The sequence below is a fragment of the Amycolatopsis thermalba genome (assembly GCF_003385215.1).
Classification (GTDB): domain Bacteria; phylum Actinomycetota; class Actinomycetes; order Mycobacteriales; family Pseudonocardiaceae; genus Amycolatopsis_E; species Amycolatopsis_E thermalba.
In genome coordinates this window covers 14,486-33,463 of the sequence record NZ_PQHW01000077.1, presented here as the reverse complement: position 1 = coordinate 33,463, position 18,978 = coordinate 14,486, and the positions used below count along the sequence as shown (strand labels likewise).

Sequence of the window (18,978 nt, the reverse complement as noted above, 5' to 3'; positions counted from 1 at the left end):
GCCACTGCTGGTTGCCGACACCGGACGCGGCCGACGCCGTGGCCACCGCGGGGGCGGGCGCCGCCGGTTCGACCCGTCGCGGCGGCGGTTCCCGTCGCGGGGGGGCGGGCGGGGGCGGCGCGACTGGGGGAGCCAGCATCGTGGGCGGCCCGGCCGGGTCCGGCTCGTCGAGGCGGTCGGACAGGGCCCGTTGCGGCAGGTCGTGCCGCGGCGGCTCGGACGGCTCCTGGGCCGGCGTGCGCGGCACCTCGGTGGCGTCCATCTCCGGCCGCGCGGGCGGCGTGATGCGGCCGCCCGGGCTGAGCAGCAGCTTGCCGAGCATGAACGCGGCCGCGTCGTCGGCGTCGCCGAAGACCGCGGGGCTCGTCAGGGTCTCGTCGTACCAGCCGACGCGCCAGCCGTCGTCGACCTTCTCCAGGCTCCAGCCGTGCTCGGCCGGTTCGCCGATGCGGTAGGCCGCGTCCGGCACGCCGAGGTCGGACAGCTTGGCGCGCAGGTTGTCCAGGGCAGGCTCGGTGGGACCGGACGGCGGGGCCACCGGGCGGGCGAGCATGGTCGGCGGGCCGTCGGGCGCCGGACGCCCACCGCGCGGCCCCGGCCCGGCGAAGGCCGGTGCCCCCTGCGGAGCGAAGCCGCCCGGCGCGGATCCGAAGCCCCGTGCTTCCGGAGCGGCCTCATGACCCACGAGGCCCTCCGGCCCCTCCTCACTGGCGAAGGCACGCTGGTCACGGCCTTCCTGGCCGGTGAACCCGCGCGGGTCGCGGCCCTCCGGACCGGCGAAGCCGCGTGGGCCGGGTCCCTCCTGACCGGCGAAGTCGCGGTGGTCGGGGCCTTCCGGACCGGCGAAGCCGCGCGCGTCGGGGCCTCCCTGGCCGGCGATGCCGCGTTGGCTGGGGTCCTCCTGATCGGCGAAGCCGTGCTGGCCCGGGCTTCCCTGTCCGGTGAAGGCGCGCTGGCCGGGGTCCTCCTGACCGGCGAAGCCGCGCGCGTCGGGGCTTCCCTGGCCGGCGATGCCGCGTTGGCCGGGGTCCTCCTGATCGGCGAAGCCGTGCTGGCCCGGGCCCTCCTGTCCAGTGAAGCCGCGTCGGTCGGGGCCTTCCGGACCGGCGAAGCTGCGCGCCTCGGGGCCTCCCTGGCCGGTGAAGCCGCGTTGGTCGGGGCCTTCCTGGTCGGCGATGCCGTGCTGCTCCCGGCCTTCCGGGCCGGCGAACGCGCGCCGGCCTTCCGGCGCCTCGGCGGCGAAGCCCTCCGGACGGCGGACGTCCGCCTGCCCGGCCGCGCCACGGCCTTCCGGCGCGAAGCGTTCCGGAGCGCGGGGGTCGAACCCGGCCACGGTCGCCTGCCCGGCGAGCCCCTCCTGCGCCGCGGAGTGCTGGCCGCGCCCCTCCGGGGCGGCCTGCTCCTGCCCGGCGAACCCCCGCTGGCCGCGGGAGCGTTCACGAGGCTCGGGGCCCTCCTGGGCGGTCAGGCCGTGCTGGCCCCGGCCCTCCGGGGTTTCCTGGCCGGTGAACGCGCGCTGGCCGGGCCCTTCCGTGCCGTCGGGCCTGGGGCGCCGCTCCGGCGCTTCGGGGCCGCCGAAGCCACGCTCGCCACCCTCCTGGCCTTCCGGGCTCTCGGGCTCGGCGAATCGGCGCTGGCCGCGTCGCTCCGGCGCCTCCGCGGCGAAGCCACGCTCGCCGGGACCCTCCGGGCCATGCTGGCCGCCGAAGTCGCGCTGGCCGCGCCCCTCGGGGGCCTCCGCGGCGAAGCGCGCCTCCGGGCCTTCCGGGCTGTAGCCGTGCTGCCCCCGGCCCTCGGTGCCGAAGCGCTCCGGGCCGCGTGCCTCTGGGCCCTCCTGACTGAAGCCACCCTGGCCCGGCCCCTCGGGCGCCTCCGCGGCGAAGCGCGCCTCCGAGCCTTCCGGGCTGTAGCCGTGCTGCCCGTGCTCGGCACCGAACCGCTCCGGGCCGCGTGCCTCTGCGCCCTCCTGGCTGAAGCCGCGCTCGGCGCCGAAGCGCTCTGCGCCACGCGCCTCCGGCCCCTCCTGGCCGTAGCCGTGCTGGCCGGGCCCCTCGGCGCCGAACCGCTCCGGGCCGCGCGCCTCCGCGCCTTCCTGCGCGGCGTAGGCCTCGCGGCCGTCCCAGCCGCGGCCCTCCGTCGGCTCCTCGTCCGCGGCGGCCACGCGCTCCTGTCCCGCAAAACCGCCCGGCTCACCGCCGACACCGTCGCGCGGCTCCCACGTCCGTCCGTCCGCACCACCGCGCGGCTCGTCGGCGAACGCTTCTCGTGCGTCCCACGTCCGCGTCTCATCCCCGGCGTCCTCGGCCGAAGCCGAAGCCGAAGCCGACCCCGACGCCGGCTCCGCGTCCTGCACCGCCGGCTGCACCAGCATCGTCGGCGGCCCGGCCTCCGGGTCGATCACCGGCGTCAGCGTGGTCGGCTGCTCGACGGCCGCCTCCGGCGCGGGCTCGGCAGGCGGCGGCGCCTGCTCCGGCACCCGGCGCGCCGGCTGAGCGGGCCCCCGGCTCAGGTACGCGCCCGCGGCCTGCACGATCTGCTCCGGTACCTCGGGCAGCGTGTGCCCGTGGCCGGCGATGTGCGCGACCAGCTCGGCTTCCGGCGCGACGCCGTACTCCTGCAGGTAGTAGTTGACCGCCGCCGGCCAGATCCACACCCCGTCGGTGTGGAAGGCCACCGGCACGGTCGCCGCGGGCTGCTGCGCCAGCCGGTCCAGGTCGAACCCGCGCTCGGCCCGCACGACCGGCGCGTTGTTCAGGTACTCGAGCACCCGCTGCTGCTCGTCGGCGTCCAGCTCCGGGCGGTTGAGCACCGGGCGGCCGCTGGGCTCGTGGCCGTCGAAGATCCGGGCGATCCGGAAGCGCGGGCCGGGCTGCTCGGGTGCCAGACCGGCCATCCGGCGCATCAGCCACTCCGGGACGTTGTCCTCCGAGCGCGGGAACATCCTCAGCTCGTCCGCGTACGCCTGCGGCGGGGGCATCAGGTCCCACCGCGGCTCGTCGCGGTCGTACTCGAGGTTGTAGCTCGATGGGTGGTCGAGCTGGTAACGCGCGTTGAACCAGGTGCCGCGGCCCTCGCGGTACATCCCGGCCCGCAACCGGCCGAACAGCGTGGCGATGTCGTGGGTGGCCATCCACTCCTGGGCCGACCCGTCCTCGAGCAGGACCTCACCGGACAGCTCGTGGTAGCGGCCGACCGCCCGGTAGGTCGCGGTCACCCGCCGCCAGTCCCGCGGAGCGGCCCGCAGCAGGGCCAGTCCGATCTGCTTGACCAGTGTGTCCTGCTCGGTCGCGTTCAGCTGGGTCGTCGGTTGCGCCACCAGGCCATTTTGACTGGTCACCGATCCGATTGCACACCGCCCGCACCGATAGGGGCAATGACCAGTGCAGATACATCAATCGAGGTACTAAGCGTTTCAACGGAACTACCCATAGTGTCCTCCGCCGTCCTCGCGTGAGGCCGAGTTCATTCCTTTGCCAGAATGGAAGCCGTGACTGCGACGGTTCTCGACGGCAAAGCGACCAAGAACGCCATCTTCGACGAGCTCGAGCCGCGGGTGGCCGCCCTGGCCGAGCGCGGCGTGACGCCCGGGCTGGGAACCGTCCTGGTCGGCGACGACCCGGGCTCCCACTCCTACGTCCGGATGAAGCACGCGGACAGCGCGAAGATCGGCGTCAACTCGATCCGCCGCGACCTGCCCGGCGACATCAGCCAGGACAAGCTCGAGGCCGTCATCGACGAGCTCAACGCCGACCCGGCCTGCCACGGCTACATCGTCCAGCTCCCGCTGCCCAGGCACCTCGACGCGGGCCGCATCCTGGAGCGCATCGCGCCGGAGAAGGACGCCGACGGCCTCGCCCCGGTCAGCCTCGGCCGGCTGGTGCTCAACGAGGCCGGGCCGCTGCCCTGCACGCCGTACGGGATCCTCGAACTGCTCAAGCGCCACGACGTGCCGATCGCCGGCGCGAACGTCACCGTCGTCGGCCGCGGCGTCACCGTGGGCCGCACGATGGGCCTGCTGCTGACCCGCCGCAGCGAGAACGCCACCGTGACGCTGTGCCACACCGGCACCCGCGACCTGGCGGCCGAGGTCAAGCGCGCGGACATCGTGATCGCCGCCGCCGGCGTGCCGCACCTGATCAAGCCGGACATGGTCAAGCCGGGCGCGGCAGTGCTCGACGTGGGCGTCTCGCACGTCGACGGCAAGCTCACCGGTGACGTGGACCCGGCGGTCGCCGAGGTCGCCGGATGGCTGTCGCCGAACCCCGGCGGGGTGGGCCCGATGACCCGGGCGATGCTGGTCACCAACGTCGTCGAGGCGGCCGAGCGTGCACTCGCCACGGCGTAACCGCGCGGCCGTCCTGGAACAGCTCCCGTTCGCCCTGGTGATGCTGCTGGTGGCGATCGCCGGGCTGCGGATCTGGCAGTACCACTGGCGGCAGGGCGCCGCGATCATCGGCGGCGCCCTGCTCGTGGCGGCGGTACTGCGGGCCGTCCTGCCGGACGTGCGGGCCGGCCTGCTGGCCATCCGCGGCCGCCCGGTGGACGTCCTCAGCTACGCCGGGCTCGGCGTGCTCATCCTCTTCCTGGCCTTCACGATCACCGACGGACCGTTCGGCACCTGAGGTCAGGCCTCGGCCATCGCCGGGGTCCGGGCGGCTTCGCGGCGGTCCAGCGAACCGGACACCACGGCGATCGTCAGGCCCACGATGGCCAGGCCCGCGCCGACCCAGTTCGGCGAGACCAGGCCGAGCCCGCCGGCGATGACCAGGCCGCCCAGGTAGGCGCCGATCGAGTTGGCGACGTTGAACGCCGACTGCACCGCGGCCGACACCATCGACGGCGCCCCACCGGCCTTGACCATGACGCGGGTCTGCATCATCGGGCCGATCATGAACCCGGCGATGCCGACCAGGAAGATCGTGATCGCGGCGCCGATCTTGTCGTGCGCGGTGACGGTGAAGATCGCCAGCACCGCGGCCAGCGCGAGCAGCGCGACGTACAGGCTCGGCATCAGCGCCTTGTCGGCCAGCCGCCCGCCGAGCAGGTTGCCGATGGTCATCCCGACACCGGCCAGCGCGAGCAGCAGGGTCACTGCCTGCGGGTCGTAGCCGGCGACGTCGGTCATCATCGGCGTCACGTAGGACAGGCAGGCGAACACCCCGCCCAGCCCGAAGGTCACGATCGCCAGTGCCAGCCACACCTGCGGGCGGCGGAAGGCGCCCAGCTCGCCGCGCAGCGACGGCGACTCCGGACGGCCCTGGTGCGGCACCAGCTTCGCGATCGCCAGCACGGCGACCAGGCCGATCAGCGCGACGACACCGAAGGTGAACCGCCAGCCGACCTGCTGGCCGAGCAGCGTGCCCAGCGGCACGCCCACGACGTTGGCCAGGGTCAGGCCGAGGAACATCATCGACACGGCCTTGGCGCGGTCGCCGGGTTCGACGAGGCTCGACGCCACGACCGCGCCGGCGCCGAAGAACGCGCCGTGCGGCAGTCCGGCGAGGAACCGGAAGACCACGCCGAACTCCTGGTTCGGCGCGACGGCGAACAGCAGGTTGCCCGCCGTGAACAGCGCCATCATCGCCAGCAGCATCGTCTTGCGCGGCAGCCGCACGGCGACCGCGGTCAGCAGCGGCGCCCCGACGACCACGCCGAGCGCGTAGGCGGAGATGAGGTGGCCCGCGGTCGGGATGTCCACCCCGAACGTCGCGGCCGTCTGCGGAAGGACACCCATCATGACGAATTCCGTGGTGCCGATACCGAAGGCACCGACGGCGAGCGCGAGCAGCGCGATGGGCACGGTACTCCTTTCGAGGATGTCTGCATCGATACAGTCACGAGGCATGAATAAGGACAGCCCATCGCCGTCCATGGCGGCACGAGCTGTCCGTCAACCAGTCTCAACCAGGCGGGGGCTCGTTGTCATCCCGCTACCCGGGTGACCATTCCCACGTAACGCGCCTGGTCAGGCGTTGTTTTCCTGCTGGTCGTGACTGACCTCGCAGTCCGAGCCGGGGAAGATCAGGCCTTCGTGGCCGTCGGCGAAGCGGACGAGGTAGGGCGGTCCGCCGTTCTCCCCGCGGACTTCGACGATCTCGCCGCGCTGTTCGGCCGCCCCGACGGTGCGACCGTGGACGAGGATCCGGTCTCCTACGGCTGCGTGCATCATCGACCACCTCCGCGGGAACCAGGGTAAATCGGACGACCGGCAATTGTCACCGGACGGGAATTGATCAAGTTGCCGGGTATCCGGGAGGCGAGCAGGCTTCGATTCATCCCGACGCGAAAAGGAGTTCCGACGATGGCTACCTGCGTGGTCTGCGGAAACGACTACTGGATGTCCTTCGAGGTCCGGACGGTCAGCGGGGACACCTACACGTTCGACAGCATCGAATGCGCGGCGCAGAAAATCGCCCCGTCGTGTGAGCACTGCGGATGCCGGATCCTCGGGCACGGCGTCGAGGTCGAGGGCCGGTTCTTCTGCTGCGCGCACTGCGCGCGGGGCAGCGGTTCGGGGCTGGGCGCCGAAATCCGCGACACGGTCGGCGCCCACCCCGGCTGATCAGCTCTTCGCGGCGGCCTTGGCGGCTTTCTTGAAGGCGCGGACCTCGGCGAGGGTCTCCGGGCTGACGACGTCGGCGATCGAGCGGCGCGAGCCGTCCTCGCCGTAGGCGCCGGCGGCCTCGCGCCAGCCCTCGGGCTGGACCCCGCGCTGCTTGCCGAGCAACGCGAGGAAGATCCGGGCCTTCTGGTCGCCGTAGCCGGGCAGCTCCTTGAGGCGGCGCAGGACCTCCTTGCCGTCCGGTTTGCCCTGCTTCCAGATGCGGTCGGTCTTGCCGTCGTAGTGCTCCACGATGTGGTTGGCGAGCGCGTGCACGCGGCGCGCCATGGAGCCGCCGTACCGGTGGATGGCCGGCGGGGTCACGCACAGCTCGACGAACTCGTCGAGGTCGGACTCGGCGATCTTGCGCACGTCGAAGCCGTCCATGCGGTCGGCGATCTTCTTGGGCCCGATGAACGCCGTCTCCATGGCGATCTGCTGGTCCAGGAGCATGCCCGTGAGGAGGGCGAACGGGTCCGCGGAGAGGAGGGCGTCCGCGTCGGGGTCACCGGTGAGACGGAGCTTCTTCGGCATGGGCCAATAGTGACACCCGCGTGGGACGGCCCGCACTCCCGAGCGGGGCCGTGACTTCGGCCACTTCCGGCCTTTGCGAGACTGAGGTACGTCACCACTTAAGGCGTTGGTCGCTCAATAGCAGTACGCTTGTACCGCATAGACGTGCTGCACAGACACGCGCAGATCCGCGAGAGGAGCACCGCGGCTCATGGCCAAGATCAAGGTCGAGGGCACCGTCGTAGAACTCGACGGCGACGAGATGACTCGCATCATCTGGAAGTTCATCAAGGACAAGCTGATCCACCCGTATCTCGACATCAACCTCGAGTACTACGACCTCGGCATCGAGGAGCGGGACCGGACTGACGACCAGGTCACGATCGATTCCGCGAACGCCATCAAGAAGCACGGCGTCGGCGTCAAGTGCGCCACCATCACCCCGGACGAGGCCCGGGTCGAGGAGTTCGGCCTGAAGAAGATGTGGCGGAGCCCCAACGGCACCATCCGCAACATCCTCGGCGGCGTCGTCTTCCGTGAGCCGATCATCATCTCCAACATCCCGCGGCTGGTCCCGGGCTGGACGAAGCCGATCATCATCGGCCGTCACGCGCACGGTGACCAGTACAAGGCCACCGACTTCAAGGTCCCCGGCCCCGGCACGGTGACCATGACGTACGTGCCCGAGGACGGCTCCGAGCCGATCGAGTTCGAGGTCGCCCGCTACCCGGAGGGTGGCGGCGTCGCGATGGGCATGTACAACTACCGCAAGTCGATCGAGGACTTCGCGCGCGCCTCGCTGCAGTACGGCCTGGACCGCGGCATGCCGGTCTACATGTCGACGAAGAACACCATCCTGAAGGCCTACGACGGCATGTTCAAGGACACCTTCCAGGAGATCTTCGACAACGAGTTCAAGGCCGACTTCGACGCCAAGGGCCTGACCTACGAGCACCGCCTGATCGACGACATGGTCGCCGCCTCGCTGAAGTGGGAGGGCGGCTACGTCTGGGCGTGCAAGAACTACGACGGTGACGTGCAGTCCGACACCGTGGCGCAGGGCTTCGGCTCGCTGGGCCTGATGACCTCGGTGCTGCGCACGCCGGACGGCAAGACCGTGGAAGCCGAGGCCGCGCACGGCACGGTCACCCGGCACTACCGCCAGCACCAGCAGGGCAAGCCGACCTCGACGAACCCGATCGCGTCGATCTTCGCGTGGACCCGGGGTCTCGAGCACCGCGGCAAGCTGGACGGCAACTCCGAGCTGGTGGGCTTCGCCAACAAGCTCGAGCAGGTCGTCATCGAGACCGTCGGTCGCGGCAAGATGACCAAGGACCTGGCGCTGCTCGTCGGCAAGGACCAGCCGTTCCAGACGACGGAGGAGTTCCTGGCGACCCTGGACGAGAACCTGGCGGCGAAGATCGCCCAGGGCTGAGTCCGCGTTCTTCCCGGCCACAGCGAGAGGCCCGGTCACCGTTTCGGTGGCCGGGCTTTTCCGTGCCCCGGGCGCGGTGGTACCGGAACTTCTCCTGCGCACGGGTAAGGTGCGGCCGCCGAGGAGCCCGTACCGTCGGGTAACGCCGGAGCAGACGTTCGACGAAGGTGTGTACTCGCTCGACCTCCTCGATCGCGACGATCGGATCTGATACGCGTCTACTGGACAGCAGTGCGCTGATCAAGCGGGTGATCCGGGAGGCCGGATCCGGGCGGCTCGTGGACACGATCGACCGGTACCACGACCGGAACGCGCTCCTGGCCGCCTCCTCGTTGGTGTGGATCGAGGTGGCCCGGGCACGCCGGGCACGGTCCGATCTGGACTTCGCGGAAGTGACGGACGATGTCGAGGCCGCGCTGTCCGGGGTGGCGGCGCGTCACAACGGCCTGCGGGCAGTCGCGCCGAGCTGAACCGCGTCGGGTATGACTGCCCTCGTGCAGGTGATCCATCCCGACAACCACGTCTGGACCGTGACGCGCCGGTTCGCGCCGTGGCAGCGTGTCATCCAGCCGGTGAACATCCCGACCGGCGACTACAAGCGCTACCGGTTCGCGCCGCCGAGGCCGCGGCGCACACCCGCGGAGTGGCGCCACGAACGCCGGGACCAGCGCAAGTCCCAGCACGACCGGGAAATCCGCGGCTGGCAGTGGCTCTACCTCGCGCCGCTGCTGCTGGTCGCCGGGCTCGCCGGGCAGGCTCTCGAAGCGCTCGTCGTGGGCCTGCAGATCCTCGTCTGGCTGGTGCTGCTGCCGTTCGCGCTGCTGGAGGTGATCGCGCTGCTGGTGTGCGGGCTGGTCCTCGGCGCGTTGCGGCTGACCGGCCTGGCGCGGGCGCGCGTCGACGTCGTGTGCCGTGCCGCGGGTGAGCGGATCCTGTCGTTGAGCGTCCTGACCGTGCGCGGGTCCGGCACGGCCGGGCAGCTGGCGAAGGCCCTGTCCGACCACCTGTGGAAGGTGCAGCGCCCGTTCGATCCGTACCGGGACCCGGTCACCGTCGCCCTCCTGAGCCGCGCCGGCACTCACGTGGTGCGGCACCACAGCGTCTGGTCACCGAGCGTGCCCGCGTCGTGACGCCTCTCGGGTGGTTCGCCCGCGCGGCCCTGTCCCGGCTGCTGAAGTGTGGCTACCCTTACCCGGAACGCAAGTGAGCTGGTGAGGAGTTCCCGTGTTCCTGGGCATCCCTAAGCGGGCACTGATCATCGTCGCGATCCTGGCCGGCGTCGGGCTGATCTACCTGATGGGCACCGACAAGCAGGTCTCCGAGGGCGCCACCGGCGGCGGCTCGGCCGGCTGCCGCGTCACGGTGACGGCGGACGTGCTCAACGTGCGGGCCGCCCCGGACACCGGCGCGGACATCGTGGGCAAGTTCAACCAGAACGCCGAGACCGACGCCCAGGCCGAGGTCCAGAACGGGTTCCGCAAGATCGCCGAGAACAAGTGGGCGAAGACGGAGTACCTGCGGCCGGTCAGCGGCAACTGCTGAAGTCACAGCGCCACGACGAGTCCCTCCTCGGCGACGATCACGTCACCGCCGAACACGGCACGCGCCCGCGTCGCGGAGACCACGCGATCGCTGCCCGGCCAGAAGTGGGTCAGCAACAGCCGGCGGGCGCCCCCGGCCGCCGCCCAGGTCGCCGCCTCCGTGGCGGTCATGACGTTGCGTGGGCTGCCTTCCGGTTCCTCCGGCAGCGTGGCGTCGGCGATGAAGAGGTCGGCGTCGCGCGCGAGTTCGCGTAGCGCTTCGGTGGGGCCGCAGTCGCCGGTGTAAGCCACGGTGAGGCCCGGGGCCGTGAGCCGGACGCCGTAGTCCGGGACGTGGTGCGGCAGCGGGAACGGGGTGAGCGAGAAGGGCCCGATCCGCGCCGGGCGGCCGAGGTCGTGCACGTGGAAGACCGTTGCCGGGTCGGGCCGGGGTTCCAGCGCGCGCAGCACGTCCAGGACGCCGGGTTCGCAGTACAGGGGGATCTTCGGCTCGCCGGCGGCCTCGTAGTGCCGCACGCGGGCGAGAGCGCTCACGTCCACGCAGTGGTCGGGGTGGCGGTGCGTGACGACCACCGCGTCGACGTCGCCCCGCGGGAAGTGCCCGAGCAGCGGGCCGATGGTGCCGTAGCCGAGGTCCAGGACGATCCGGAAACCCTGGTGGGACAGCACGAAGCCGGCGCAGGCGCGGCCCGGTTCCGGCCACGCCCCGCAGCTGCCGAGGACGGTCAGTGCGCTCATGGCGGCAGTGTCCAGGATTGTCGGGGGTGGCAGGTAGCGTGCGTGCCGTGTTCACCGTCTCCACAGTCAACGTCAACGGCATGCGCGCCGCCGCCAAGAAGGGGTTCGTCGAGTGGCTCGCGGCCAGCGGGTCCGACGTGATCCTCTGCCAGGAGGTGCGCGCCGAGGCCGGGCAGCTGCCCAGGGACGTCGTCGCCCCCGAGGGGTGGCACGCGCACCACGCGCCCTCGGCCGTGAAGGGCCGCAACGGCGTCTCGGTCTACAGCCGGGCCGAGCCGTCCGAGGTGCGCGTCGGGTTCGGCGCGGCGGAGTTCGAGGACAGCGGGCGCTACCTCGAGGTGCACCTGCCGGGCGTGGTCGTGGCGAGCCTGTACCTGCCCAGCGGTGACGTGGGCACGCCGCGGCAGGAGGAGAAGGAGCGGTTCATGGCCGCGTTCCTGCCCTACCTGGTGGAGTTGCGCGGCAAGGCCGAGGCGGCCGGGTGCGAGGTCGTCGTGGGCGGTGACTGGAACATCGCGCACGCCGAGATCGACCTGAAGAACTGGAAGGGCAACCAGAAGAACTCCGGCTTCCTGCCCGAGGAGCGCGCCTGGATGAGCCGCGTGTTCGGCGAGGCCGGGTACGTGGACGTGCAGCGCAGGCTCGACCCGGAGGGCCCCGGCCCGTACACGTGGTGGTCCTACCGCGGCAAGGCGTTCGACAACGACGCGGGCTGGCGCATCGACTACCTGGTCACCACGCCCGGTCTGGCCGAAACGTGCACGTCGCTGGTGGTGGAGCGGGCGCCGAGCTACGAGCTGCGCTGGTCCGACCACGCCCCGGTGACGGCGACGTTCGACTTTTCCCCGGAATAGCCGGAATGCCCGGATGGGTGCGGGTGTTGACCATGGCACACCGACTGAATGGGGGCAGCTCGTGTCATTCGTGATGACGCCGGCCGAACGTGAATCCTTCCTGGCGGGCGTGCACGTCGCCGTGCTGGCCGTCGAGCGCGACGGCCGGGCGCCGCTGGCCGTGCCGATCTGGTACGACTACCGGCCCGGCGGCGAGGTCCTGCTGTGGATGGATCGCGGTTCGGTGAAGGACAGGCTGGTGCGCAAGGCGGGCCGGCTGACCCTGACCGTGCAGGACGAGAGCTGGCCGTACAAGTACGTGTCCGTCGAGGGCAGCGTCGTGATCAGCGACGAGCCGCCGACGCGGGCGGAGGCCCTCGGGATCGCCTCCCGCTACCTCCCGGAGCCCGACGCGCGGAGCTACGTGGACGGCGCGCTGGGGGAGAACTCGCTGCTGGTCCGGGTGCGCCCGGAGAAGTGGCTGAGCAACGACCAGAGCAAGTCCTGACCGCTCTGCGCGCGGGCGCGACCCGCGCGCAGGGTCGTCCTGTCCCCGCCGATTTCCGCGCACCGAACCGGTTGCCGAGCGGGCTGTGCCGGACGAGCCGTCTGACCGGCGATGATGTCGCGCCGGGGCGCGGGGGTGGAACCCCCGTGTCCCCGGCACTCCGATGGGCGCTACTCTCTGCCCCGCGCGTGATCAAGAACGATCGGCCTTGACACGGTCGGTAGTTTTCACGCTGGCAACGGTCGCCCAATAGGGTGACTGCGACGTTGGAACGGCAGTCTCGTCTCAGGAGGCACACCGGTGCGCAACCGAACAGTGCACGTACTGCGGGCCGGCCTGGTCCTCGCGGTCCTCGCGACCGCGACCACCACCGGCGTCGCCTCGGCGGCACCGGCTTCCCAGGCCGAACCGGCCGGTGTCTCGTTCGGCCTGCTCGGTCCCGTCGGCCTCGCCGCGGTCCTGCTCGGCATCATCGGCATGGCCCTGGGCATCGTGCGCCAGCGCCGCAAGGCCCAGGCGGAGGCGGTCGTCCCGGTCATCGTCGAGACCTGCGAAGAGCCCACGCGCCCGGCTCTGACCCCCTACCGGCGTCCCCAGGTCTGACCCGTCCGCGGTCGGACGGTTACCCGGGCGCCGACGAGCAAAACCCGGAGCGACCGCGATCACAGCGGGCACCGGTCCCGCGGCGGACCTCGCTGCCATCGCCGTCCGCGGCGCCTGCGACAATCCAGGTCGTGTCCGAAGCGCCAGAAACCACCGCCCGCCCGCGCGTGCTGTCCGGGATCCAGCCCACCGCCGACTCGTTCCACCTCGGCAACTACCTCGGTGCCCTGCGCCAGTGGGTGCGCATGCAGGACACGCACGAGACCTTCTACATGGTCGTCGACCTGCACGCGATCACGGTCGAGCAGGACCCGAAGGTGCTGCGGCAGCGCACCCGGGTCTCGGCCGCGCAGCTGCTCGCGCTCGGCGTGGACCCGGAGCGCAGCGCGTTGTTCGTGCAGAGCCAGGTGCCCGAGCACGCGCAGCTGTCCTGGGTGCTGGAGTGCCTGACCGGCTTCGGCGAGGCCAGCCGCATGACGCAGTTCAAGGACAAGGCGGCCAAGCAGGGCACCGACCACGCCAGCGTCGGCCTGTTCACCTACCCCGTCCTGATGGCCGCGGACATCCTGATCTACCAGGCGGACGCGGTTCCGGTGGGTGAGGACCAGCGCCAGCACCTGGAGCTGACCCGCAACCTGGCGCAGCGGTTCAACCAGCGCTTCGGCAAGACGTTCACCGTGCCCGAGCCGCACATCGTGCAGGGCACGGCGAAGATCTACGATCTGCAGGACCCGGCGGTGAAGATGAGCAAGTCGGCGTCTTCGCCGAACGGCATCATCGAGCTGCTGGAGGACCCGAAGCGCTCGGCGAAGAAGATCCGCTCGGCGGTCACCGACACCGGCCGCGAGATCGTGTTCGACCGGGAGAACAAGGCGGGTGTGTCGAACCTGCTGTCGATCTACTCGGCGCTGACCGACCGCACCATCGCCGACTTGGAGGCCGCGTACGCGGGCAAGGGCTACGGCGACCTGAAGAAGGACCTGGCCGAGGTCCTCGTCGAATGGGTCACGCCGATCCAGGAGCGCGTTCAGTCCTATCTGGACGATGTGGCCGAACTGGACAAGATCCTGGCCCGTGGCGCAGAAAAGGCCCGTGCGGTGTCGGCGCGCACGCTGGAGCGGGTGTTCGACCGCGTCGGGTTCCTGCCGCCCGCGAGCTGACGTCCACAATGGACCTATTCCGGCCTCGAATTGCGGGGCCGGGACCGGGTCGTTAGCGTTTTCCCGTGGCGGACGAAAAGGAAAAGCTGGTCCCGCGGCTGCGCCGGAAGTACCCGTGGCTCGATCACCTGGTGCGAGCCAACGACGCGTTCGGCGAGCGCTACGGCAACCACTACGCGGCGGCGATCACGTACTTCAGCGTGCTGTCGCTGTTTCCGCTGCTCATGGTGGGGTTCTCGATCGCCGGGTTCGTGCTGGCGAACAACGCGACGGCCCTGAACGAGCTGCGCGACGGGATCGTGTCGTCGACGCCGGCGGGCATCGGGGACTTCGTCGCGAACATCGTCGACACGGCGTTGAAGTCGCGGGGTGCCACCGGGGTGTTCGGTCTGCTGCTGGCCCTGTACTCGGGGATCGGCTGGATGAGCAACCTGCGGGACGCGCTCACCGCCCAGTGGGGGCAGGAGAAGAAGAGCCGCCCGCTGGTCTCGACGACGATCAAGGATCTGCTCGCGCTCGCCGGGCTCGGGCTGGCGCTGGTGGTGTCGTTCGGTCTGACCGCGATCGGCGGCGGGGTCGGCAACCTGATCCTGCGGTGGGTGGGGCTGGACGACCAGGGGTGGGCGTTGTTCATCCTGCGCCTGGCGACGATCCTGCTGGCGCTGCTGGCCAACATGCTGGTGTTCCTGTGGGTGCTGTCGCGGCTGCCGCGGGAGAAGGTGTCGCCGCGCAGCGCGATCAAGGGCGCCGCGATCGCCTCGGTGGGGTTCGAGGTGCTGAAGCAGGTCGGTTCGATCTACCTGGCGAGCGTGACCAGCTCGCCGAGCGGGGCCCTGTTCGGGCCGATCATCGGTCTGCTGGTGTTCGCCAACCTGGTGTCCCGCTTCCTGCTCTTCGTCACGGCCTGGACGGCGACGGCGCGGGAGAACCTCGTGCAGACGGTCGAACCCCCACCGCCGGCGGTCATCCGGCCGACGGTGGAGGTGCGGCGCGGCCCCGGTGCGGGCGCGGTGGCCGGAGCGTTCAGCGCGGGCGCGGTGCTGGCCTGGCTGGGCCGGCGGCGCCGGTAGCGCCGGTCAGGAGGCCTGCGGCCCCTGCCGCTTCTTGCGGTGGTGCCCGATCACGAACCCGGCCACGATGATCACCGCCACCACCAGCGTCAGGATCCACCCGGTCACCCCGAACGGATCCTTCTCCACCGCCGCCCCGGCTTCCGCGACGCCGGAATCCGAAGCGGCGCCGTCCGCGGTCACCTCCGGCGCGGCCGGCGACACCAGGTGCCCGACCGGCGAAGCGTTCGTCCGGGCCAGCGCGAAGCCGTAGTCCAGCAGTGCCTTCGCCTGGTTCACGACCGGCGTCGGGCGGTTTTCGGCCCGCATCAGGACCACCGCGACGCGCCGGCCGTTCTGTTCGGCGGCGCCGACGTAGGTGTGCCGGGCGTCGTCGGTGAAGCCGGTCTTCCCGCCGAGGAAACCGGGGTACGTGCCGAGCAGCTTGTTGTCGTTGACGATCGAGAACGCGGGCTTGCCGGGCTGCGCCGGGATCTGCACGGCGCGCGTCGCGATCGAGGCGGCGAACTCGGGCTGCTTCATGGCGTAGTTGAAGATCAGGCTCATGTCGTAGGCCGACGCCGACATGCCCGGCCCGTCGAGCCCGGACGGCGTCGCCGCGCGGGTGTCCGTCGCGCCCAGTTCCGCGGCCAGGTCGTTCATCTTCCGCACCGTCGCCGGCACCCCGCCCAGCGCGGTGGCGAAGGCGTGGGCGACGTCGTTGCCGGAGTGCATCAGCAGGCCGTGCAGCAGCAGGTCCACGGTGTACCGGCCGCCGGCGACGAGGCCGACGCAGGTGCACTCCTGGCTGGCGTCCTCGACCGTCGGAACGATGATCTGCTCCGGCTTCAGCTCGCGGATCACCACGAGCGCCAGCAGCGTCTTGATCAGCGACGCCGGGCGCTGGCGGGCGTGCGGGTTCTTCGCCGCGAGGACTTCGCCGGTGTCGAGGTCCTGCACCAGCCAGGACGCGGCGGTGGTGCCGGGCGGAACCGCGGCGCCGGACGGGTAGACCACGCCGCACTCGCCCATGCGCGCCCCGCCGACCGCGGCCTTCGGCACCGGCAGGGGAGCGGGCGCGGCCACGCCGGGCGGTGGCTGTTCGGAGGTGTCCACCGGCGGGGGCGGCACGACCGCGTCCGGGCACACGGCGGGAGCGGCCGCCGCGGTGCCCGCGAACGGGACGAGACCGGACAACACAACCAGAACGAGGGAGAGCAGGAAACCGCGTCGCACCAAAGCAGGCTAGAGGACGCGCGTACCGGTTCCCCCGCGCGGCGCCCCGATCCGATCGGGGGATACTCGGAGCATGTCTCGACGTGTGGCGTGGTTCCTGCTGGCTTTCGGGATCTGGTCCTGGGTCATCTGGATCACGTTCGTGAAGAACCTGTGGGCGAGCGAGAACTCGTGGGGGCCGGACGGGTCGGCCACCGGGTTCTTCGTCGTGCACCTCATCCTGGCGATCGTGAGCTTCGCCCTCGGCACGATCATCGGGGTCATCGGGCTGCGCGGCCTGCGCGCGAAGCAGAAGGCCGACGCCTAGCGCGTGTTTCAAGGCTGGGAGCTGGTGTGATGCCGATGAGGATCGTGTCGGCGTGTCGTTGGAACCGCTGCTGCCCATCGGCAGTAACCCTGGCCGCCCGCCGAAGTGGACCAAACGCCAGCTGATCAACGGGATCCGCTGGCGGATCCGGATCGGTGCACCCTGGCAAGACATCCCCCGGGTCTATGGGCCGTGCGCACGGCAAAGGGGGATCCGCAGGTCGAACCGCCCGGCGGGACCGACGCCGAACCTGCTGATCACGGGCTCGGCCGCCCCCGGCCTGCAGCTCCCGAGCCAACCGTGGCTACCTGGGGCGTCGTGGGATCAAGGCCACGATCCCGGTGCCGGCTGACCAAGCGGGGTACCGGCGGCGGGCGTGGCCGTGTGGGTGGCCGCCGCCGGCGTTCGATCCTGGAGGTGGAGTGCTGCATCAACCGGCTCAAACGCAACCGGGCAGTGGCCACCCGCTACGACAAGCTCGCCGTGCGTTTCGAGGCGGTACTGACAATCGCCTCGATCAACGAGTGGCTGCCCCGCTCATGAAACACGCACTAGCCGAAACCCGGTGGAACCCATTCGTTTGCGATCGCATCCAAGCGGCATCGATCACACGGATGGGGGACCATGTTCCGGCTTTCGCAGCTTCTCCCGGTGGCCGTCGCGGGCCTGCTGGGGCTCGGGCTCGCCCCGGCTCACGCGCAGGAGCCCACCTACGCCCCGACCATGCTCGTCCTCGACGGGTCCGGCTCCATGAAGCAGGCGGACCCCACCAGCGGCACCAAGATGGACGCCGCGAAGACCGCGCTCCGCCGGTTCATCGGGTCGGCGCCCGCGCAAGCCCAGGTCGGCCTCACCGTCTACGGCACCCGCACCGGCTCCTCCGACGCCGAGAAGCCGCAGGGCTGCCAGGACGTCCAGGTCCTCAGCCCGCCCCGCGCCATCGACAAGCCCGCCCTCACCGCGGCCGTCGACGGCATCCAGCCCAGCGGCTACACCCCGATCGGCACCGCCCTGCGCACCGCCGCCGACGCGCTCCCGGACACCGGCCCGCGCGCGATCGTCCTCGTCTCCGACGGGGAGGACACCTGCGCCCCGCCCGACCCCTGCGAGGTCGCCCGCGAGCTGACCGCCCAGGGCGCCACGGTCGTCGTGCACGCGGTCGGCTTCGCCGTCGACGCCAAGTCCCGTGCGCAGCTCACCTGCATCGCGCAGGTCACCGGCGGCACCTACACCGACGCGCCCGACGGCAAGACCCTGGAGCGCATCCTGCCGCGCGTCTCCGCGACCGCCCTGCGCACCTACGAGCCCGCCGGCACCCCGATCACCGGTACCGCGACCTGGGACAACGCACCGGTGGCCGAGCCCGGCCAGCACCTGGACACCATCGGGCAGAAGGAGACCCGCTACTACGCGGTGGACGTGCCAGAGGGCGGCGCCGCCCACTTCAGCGCCACCATCTCCTTCCCGCGCATCGACGGCGTTTCGATCACGCAGGACATGAACACGCTGCAGTTGCGCCTCTACGCCGACGGCGGCAAGGACTGCCACGTGTTCGAGACCGAGCAGGTCACGATGTCCAGCGACGGCGAGGCGCTGACCGTCGCCCGCACCCTGGACGGCGACGACGGCACGTGCAAGGGCGGCGGTCGCTACTACGTCGCGCTCACCTGGGACCGCGTCTCCGCCGGGGTGCCGGAGCGGCTGCCGGTCGAACTGCTCACCATCGTCGAACCGCCGGTCACCGACGGTGGCAGCAGGGCGGTCCTGCCGAAGGTCCCGTTCACCGAACCGTCCGCGGACCGGGAGGTGACCGGCGGCGGGTCGTTCACGGTCGCGGCGACGCTGCCGGGCAGTGGCCGCTACCGGGACACGCTGCAACGGGGCGAGTACGTCTTCTACCGCGTCAAGCTCGACTGGGGCCAGGGGCTGGCCTACCGGGTCCACTTCGGACAGGCGGGTGGCAGCGGCGTGGACAACATCTCCAACATCGCCACCTCGCTGTACAACCCGTACCGCGCGCAGATCGACTCCGACACCACGGTCTTCACGGGCCGGCCGGCGGCGCTGCCGTCGACCGAGGACGTGCTGTCCACCGTTCCGGTCCGGTACCACAACCGCCACGCCGACACCTTCTCGGCGCGCAGTCAGGCCCTGGCGGGCTGGTACTACATCGCGATCAAGGTGGGCTCCACCGCCGCGTCCGGCGACGACGTCCCGGTGCCGGTCACGCTCGACCTGACGATCGGCGGCCGGCCGGAGGACGGCCCGTCCTACGCCGGCGCCAGCCAGAAGCCCGCCCAGAGCGCCCCGGTGCTCGTCGCAGCCGAGGAACCGACGGAGACCTGGCCGATCTGGCTCGGCGTCGGCGCGGGCGCCGTCGTCCTGGGCGGCGTCATCACCGTCGTGGTCCGCAAACGGGCCTGAATCACGCAGGGGGCTTTGATGCAAGGCTCT

21 protein-coding genes and 1 pseudogene are annotated in these 18,978 nt (G+C 71.3%); 16 read left to right on the top strand and 6 right to left on the bottom strand.

Features of this window, described 5'->3' with window-relative positions:
* Positions 1 to 2,284: 2,284 nt before the first annotated feature.
* A pseudogene (locus D0D15_RS25660) lies at positions 2,285 to 3,316 on the bottom strand (hypothetical protein); the annotation flags it as partial.
* A gap of 162 nt (positions 3,317 to 3,478) precedes the next feature.
* Here D0D15_RS25660 and D0D15_RS25655 point away from each other — a divergent pair.
* Together D0D15_RS25655 and D0D15_RS25650 are read left to right on the top strand one after the other, a co-directional pair.
* Entirely contained in the window at positions 3,479 to 4,345 is an 867-nt protein-coding gene (locus D0D15_RS25655) for a bifunctional methylenetetrahydrofolate dehydrogenase/methenyltetrahydrofolate cyclohydrolase (RefSeq protein WP_198958140.1), read from the top strand.
* Positions 4,326 to 4,622: a DUF3017 domain-containing protein gene (locus D0D15_RS25650; RefSeq protein ID WP_094003999.1), complete on the top strand. Its 297-nt coding sequence runs from the start codon at positions 4,326 to 4,328 to the stop codon at positions 4,620 to 4,622. Before D0D15_RS25655 ends, D0D15_RS25650 begins: the two co-directional genes overlap by 20 nt.
* A gap of 2 nt (positions 4,623 to 4,624) precedes the next feature.
* On the opposite strand, the gene D0D15_RS25645 is transcribed toward D0D15_RS25650, so the two are convergent.
* Both D0D15_RS25645 and D0D15_RS25640 read right to left on the bottom strand, forming a co-directional pair.
* On the bottom strand, positions 4,625 to 5,800 hold the full coding sequence (locus D0D15_RS25645; RefSeq protein ID WP_094004000.1) for an MFS transporter: 1,176 nt from the start codon (positions 5,798 to 5,800) through the stop codon (positions 4,625 to 4,627).
* Positions 5,801 to 5,965: 165 nt separating this feature from the next.
* Positions 5,966 to 6,166, bottom strand: coding sequence for a DUF1918 domain-containing protein (locus D0D15_RS25640; RefSeq protein ID WP_094004040.1), 201 nt, complete (start codon positions 6,164 to 6,166; stop codon positions 5,966 to 5,968).
* 135 nt (positions 6,167 to 6,301) lie between these two features.
* Between D0D15_RS25640 and D0D15_RS25635 the strand changes: the two genes are divergently transcribed.
* On the top strand, positions 6,302 to 6,562 hold the full coding sequence (locus D0D15_RS25635; RefSeq protein ID WP_094004001.1) for a Prokaryotic metallothionein: 261 nt from the start codon (positions 6,302 to 6,304) through the stop codon (positions 6,560 to 6,562).
* Here D0D15_RS25635 and D0D15_RS25630 read toward each other — a convergent pair whose 3' ends face one another.
* Complete coding sequence (locus D0D15_RS25630) at positions 6,563 to 7,135, bottom strand: HhH-GPD-type base excision DNA repair protein (protein WP_094004002.1); 573 nt, start codon at positions 7,133 to 7,135, stop codon at positions 6,563 to 6,565. It abuts the gene before it with no gap.
* 190 nt (positions 7,136 to 7,325) lie between these two features.
* Here D0D15_RS25630 and D0D15_RS25625 point away from each other — a divergent pair, with 190 nt between their 5' ends.
* The 4 genes from D0D15_RS25625 to D0D15_RS25610 all read left to right on the top strand — a co-directional run bounded on the left by D0D15_RS25625 (position 7,326) and on the right by D0D15_RS25610 (position 10,091).
* Positions 7,326 to 8,549: an NADP-dependent isocitrate dehydrogenase gene (locus D0D15_RS25625; protein WP_115944793.1), complete on the top strand. Its 1,224-nt coding sequence runs from the start codon at positions 7,326 to 7,328 to the stop codon at positions 8,547 to 8,549.
* 167 nt (positions 8,550 to 8,716) lie between these two features.
* Positions 8,717 to 9,019: a type II toxin-antitoxin system VapC family toxin gene (locus tag D0D15_RS25620; protein ID WP_143266147.1), complete on the top strand. Its 303-nt coding sequence runs from the start codon at positions 8,717 to 8,719 to the stop codon at positions 9,017 to 9,019.
* Between the two features lie 12 nt (positions 9,020 to 9,031).
* Positions 9,032 to 9,679 (top strand): hypothetical protein, encoded by a 648-nt coding sequence (locus tag D0D15_RS25615; RefSeq protein ID WP_143266148.1) that lies wholly within the window; start codon positions 9,032 to 9,034, stop codon positions 9,677 to 9,679.
* Between the two features lie 94 nt (positions 9,680 to 9,773).
* Positions 9,774 to 10,091: an SH3 domain-containing protein gene (locus tag D0D15_RS25610; protein WP_094004006.1), complete on the top strand. Its 318-nt coding sequence runs from the start codon at positions 9,774 to 9,776 to the stop codon at positions 10,089 to 10,091.
* Positions 10,092 to 10,093: 2 nt separating this feature from the next.
* Here the strand turns inward: D0D15_RS25610 and D0D15_RS25605 are convergent, their stop codons facing one another.
* Positions 10,094 to 10,828, bottom strand: coding sequence for an MBL fold metallo-hydrolase (locus tag D0D15_RS25605; RefSeq protein WP_094004007.1), 735 nt, complete (start codon positions 10,826 to 10,828; stop codon positions 10,094 to 10,096).
* Between the two features lie 38 nt (positions 10,829 to 10,866).
* Here D0D15_RS25605 and D0D15_RS25600 point away from each other — a divergent pair, with 38 nt between their 5' ends.
* The 5 genes from D0D15_RS25600 to yhjD all read left to right on the top strand — a co-directional run bounded on the left by D0D15_RS25600 (position 10,867) and on the right by yhjD (position 15,002).
* Positions 10,867 to 11,682 carry an exodeoxyribonuclease III gene (locus D0D15_RS25600; RefSeq protein WP_094004008.1) on the top strand — a complete coding sequence of 272 codons (816 nt, stop codon included), beginning with the start codon at positions 10,867 to 10,869 and terminating at the stop codon, positions 11,680 to 11,682.
* A gap of 73 nt (positions 11,683 to 11,755) precedes the next feature.
* Complete coding sequence (locus tag D0D15_RS25595; RefSeq protein WP_094004009.1) at positions 11,756 to 12,169, top strand: pyridoxamine 5'-phosphate oxidase family protein; 414 nt, start codon at positions 11,756 to 11,758, stop codon at positions 12,167 to 12,169.
* A 300-nt stretch (positions 12,170 to 12,469) separates the two neighbouring features.
* Positions 12,470 to 12,772, top strand: a complete 303-nt coding sequence (locus tag D0D15_RS25590; RefSeq protein WP_369806764.1) for a hypothetical protein — start codon at positions 12,470 to 12,472, stop codon at positions 12,770 to 12,772.
* 131 nt (positions 12,773 to 12,903) lie between these two features.
* Positions 12,904 to 13,932 (top strand): tryptophan--tRNA ligase, encoded by a 1,029-nt coding sequence (gene trpS, locus D0D15_RS25585; protein WP_094004011.1) that lies wholly within the window; start codon positions 12,904 to 12,906, stop codon positions 13,930 to 13,932.
* Between the two features lie 65 nt (positions 13,933 to 13,997).
* Positions 13,998 to 15,002: an inner membrane protein YhjD gene (gene yhjD / locus D0D15_RS25580; protein ID WP_094004012.1), complete on the top strand. Its 1,005-nt coding sequence runs from the start codon at positions 13,998 to 14,000 to the stop codon at positions 15,000 to 15,002.
* A 6-nt stretch (positions 15,003 to 15,008) separates the two neighbouring features.
* On the opposite strand, the gene D0D15_RS25575 is transcribed toward yhjD, so the two are convergent.
* On the bottom strand, positions 15,009 to 16,217 hold the full coding sequence (locus D0D15_RS25575; protein WP_094004013.1) for a D-alanyl-D-alanine carboxypeptidase family protein: 1,209 nt from the start codon (positions 16,215 to 16,217) through the stop codon (positions 15,009 to 15,011).
* Positions 16,218 to 16,290: 73 nt separating this feature from the next.
* Between D0D15_RS25575 and D0D15_RS25570 the strand changes: the two genes are divergently transcribed.
* From D0D15_RS25570 to D0D15_RS25560, 4 genes are all read left to right on the top strand, one after another.
* The gene (locus tag D0D15_RS25570) at positions 16,291 to 16,524 is read left to right on the top strand and encodes an SCO4848 family membrane protein (protein WP_167481562.1); all 234 of its coding nucleotides are present in this window, start codon (positions 16,291 to 16,293) and stop codon (positions 16,522 to 16,524) included.
* A 52-nt stretch (positions 16,525 to 16,576) separates the two neighbouring features.
* A complete protein-coding gene (locus D0D15_RS37250) occupies positions 16,577 to 16,876 on the top strand; it encodes a transposase (RefSeq protein ID WP_233157108.1) in 300 nt (99 codons plus the stop codon).
* A 32-nt stretch (positions 16,877 to 16,908) separates the two neighbouring features.
* Positions 16,909 to 17,067, top strand: a complete 159-nt coding sequence (locus D0D15_RS37910; RefSeq protein WP_369806766.1) for a hypothetical protein — start codon at positions 16,909 to 16,911, stop codon at positions 17,065 to 17,067.
* Between the two features lie 108 nt (positions 17,068 to 17,175).
* The gene (locus tag D0D15_RS25560) at positions 17,176 to 18,948 is read left to right on the top strand and encodes a vWA domain-containing protein (RefSeq protein WP_198958141.1); all 1,773 of its coding nucleotides are present in this window, start codon (positions 17,176 to 17,178) and stop codon (positions 18,946 to 18,948) included.
* Positions 18,949 to 18,978: the final 30 nt, after the last annotated feature.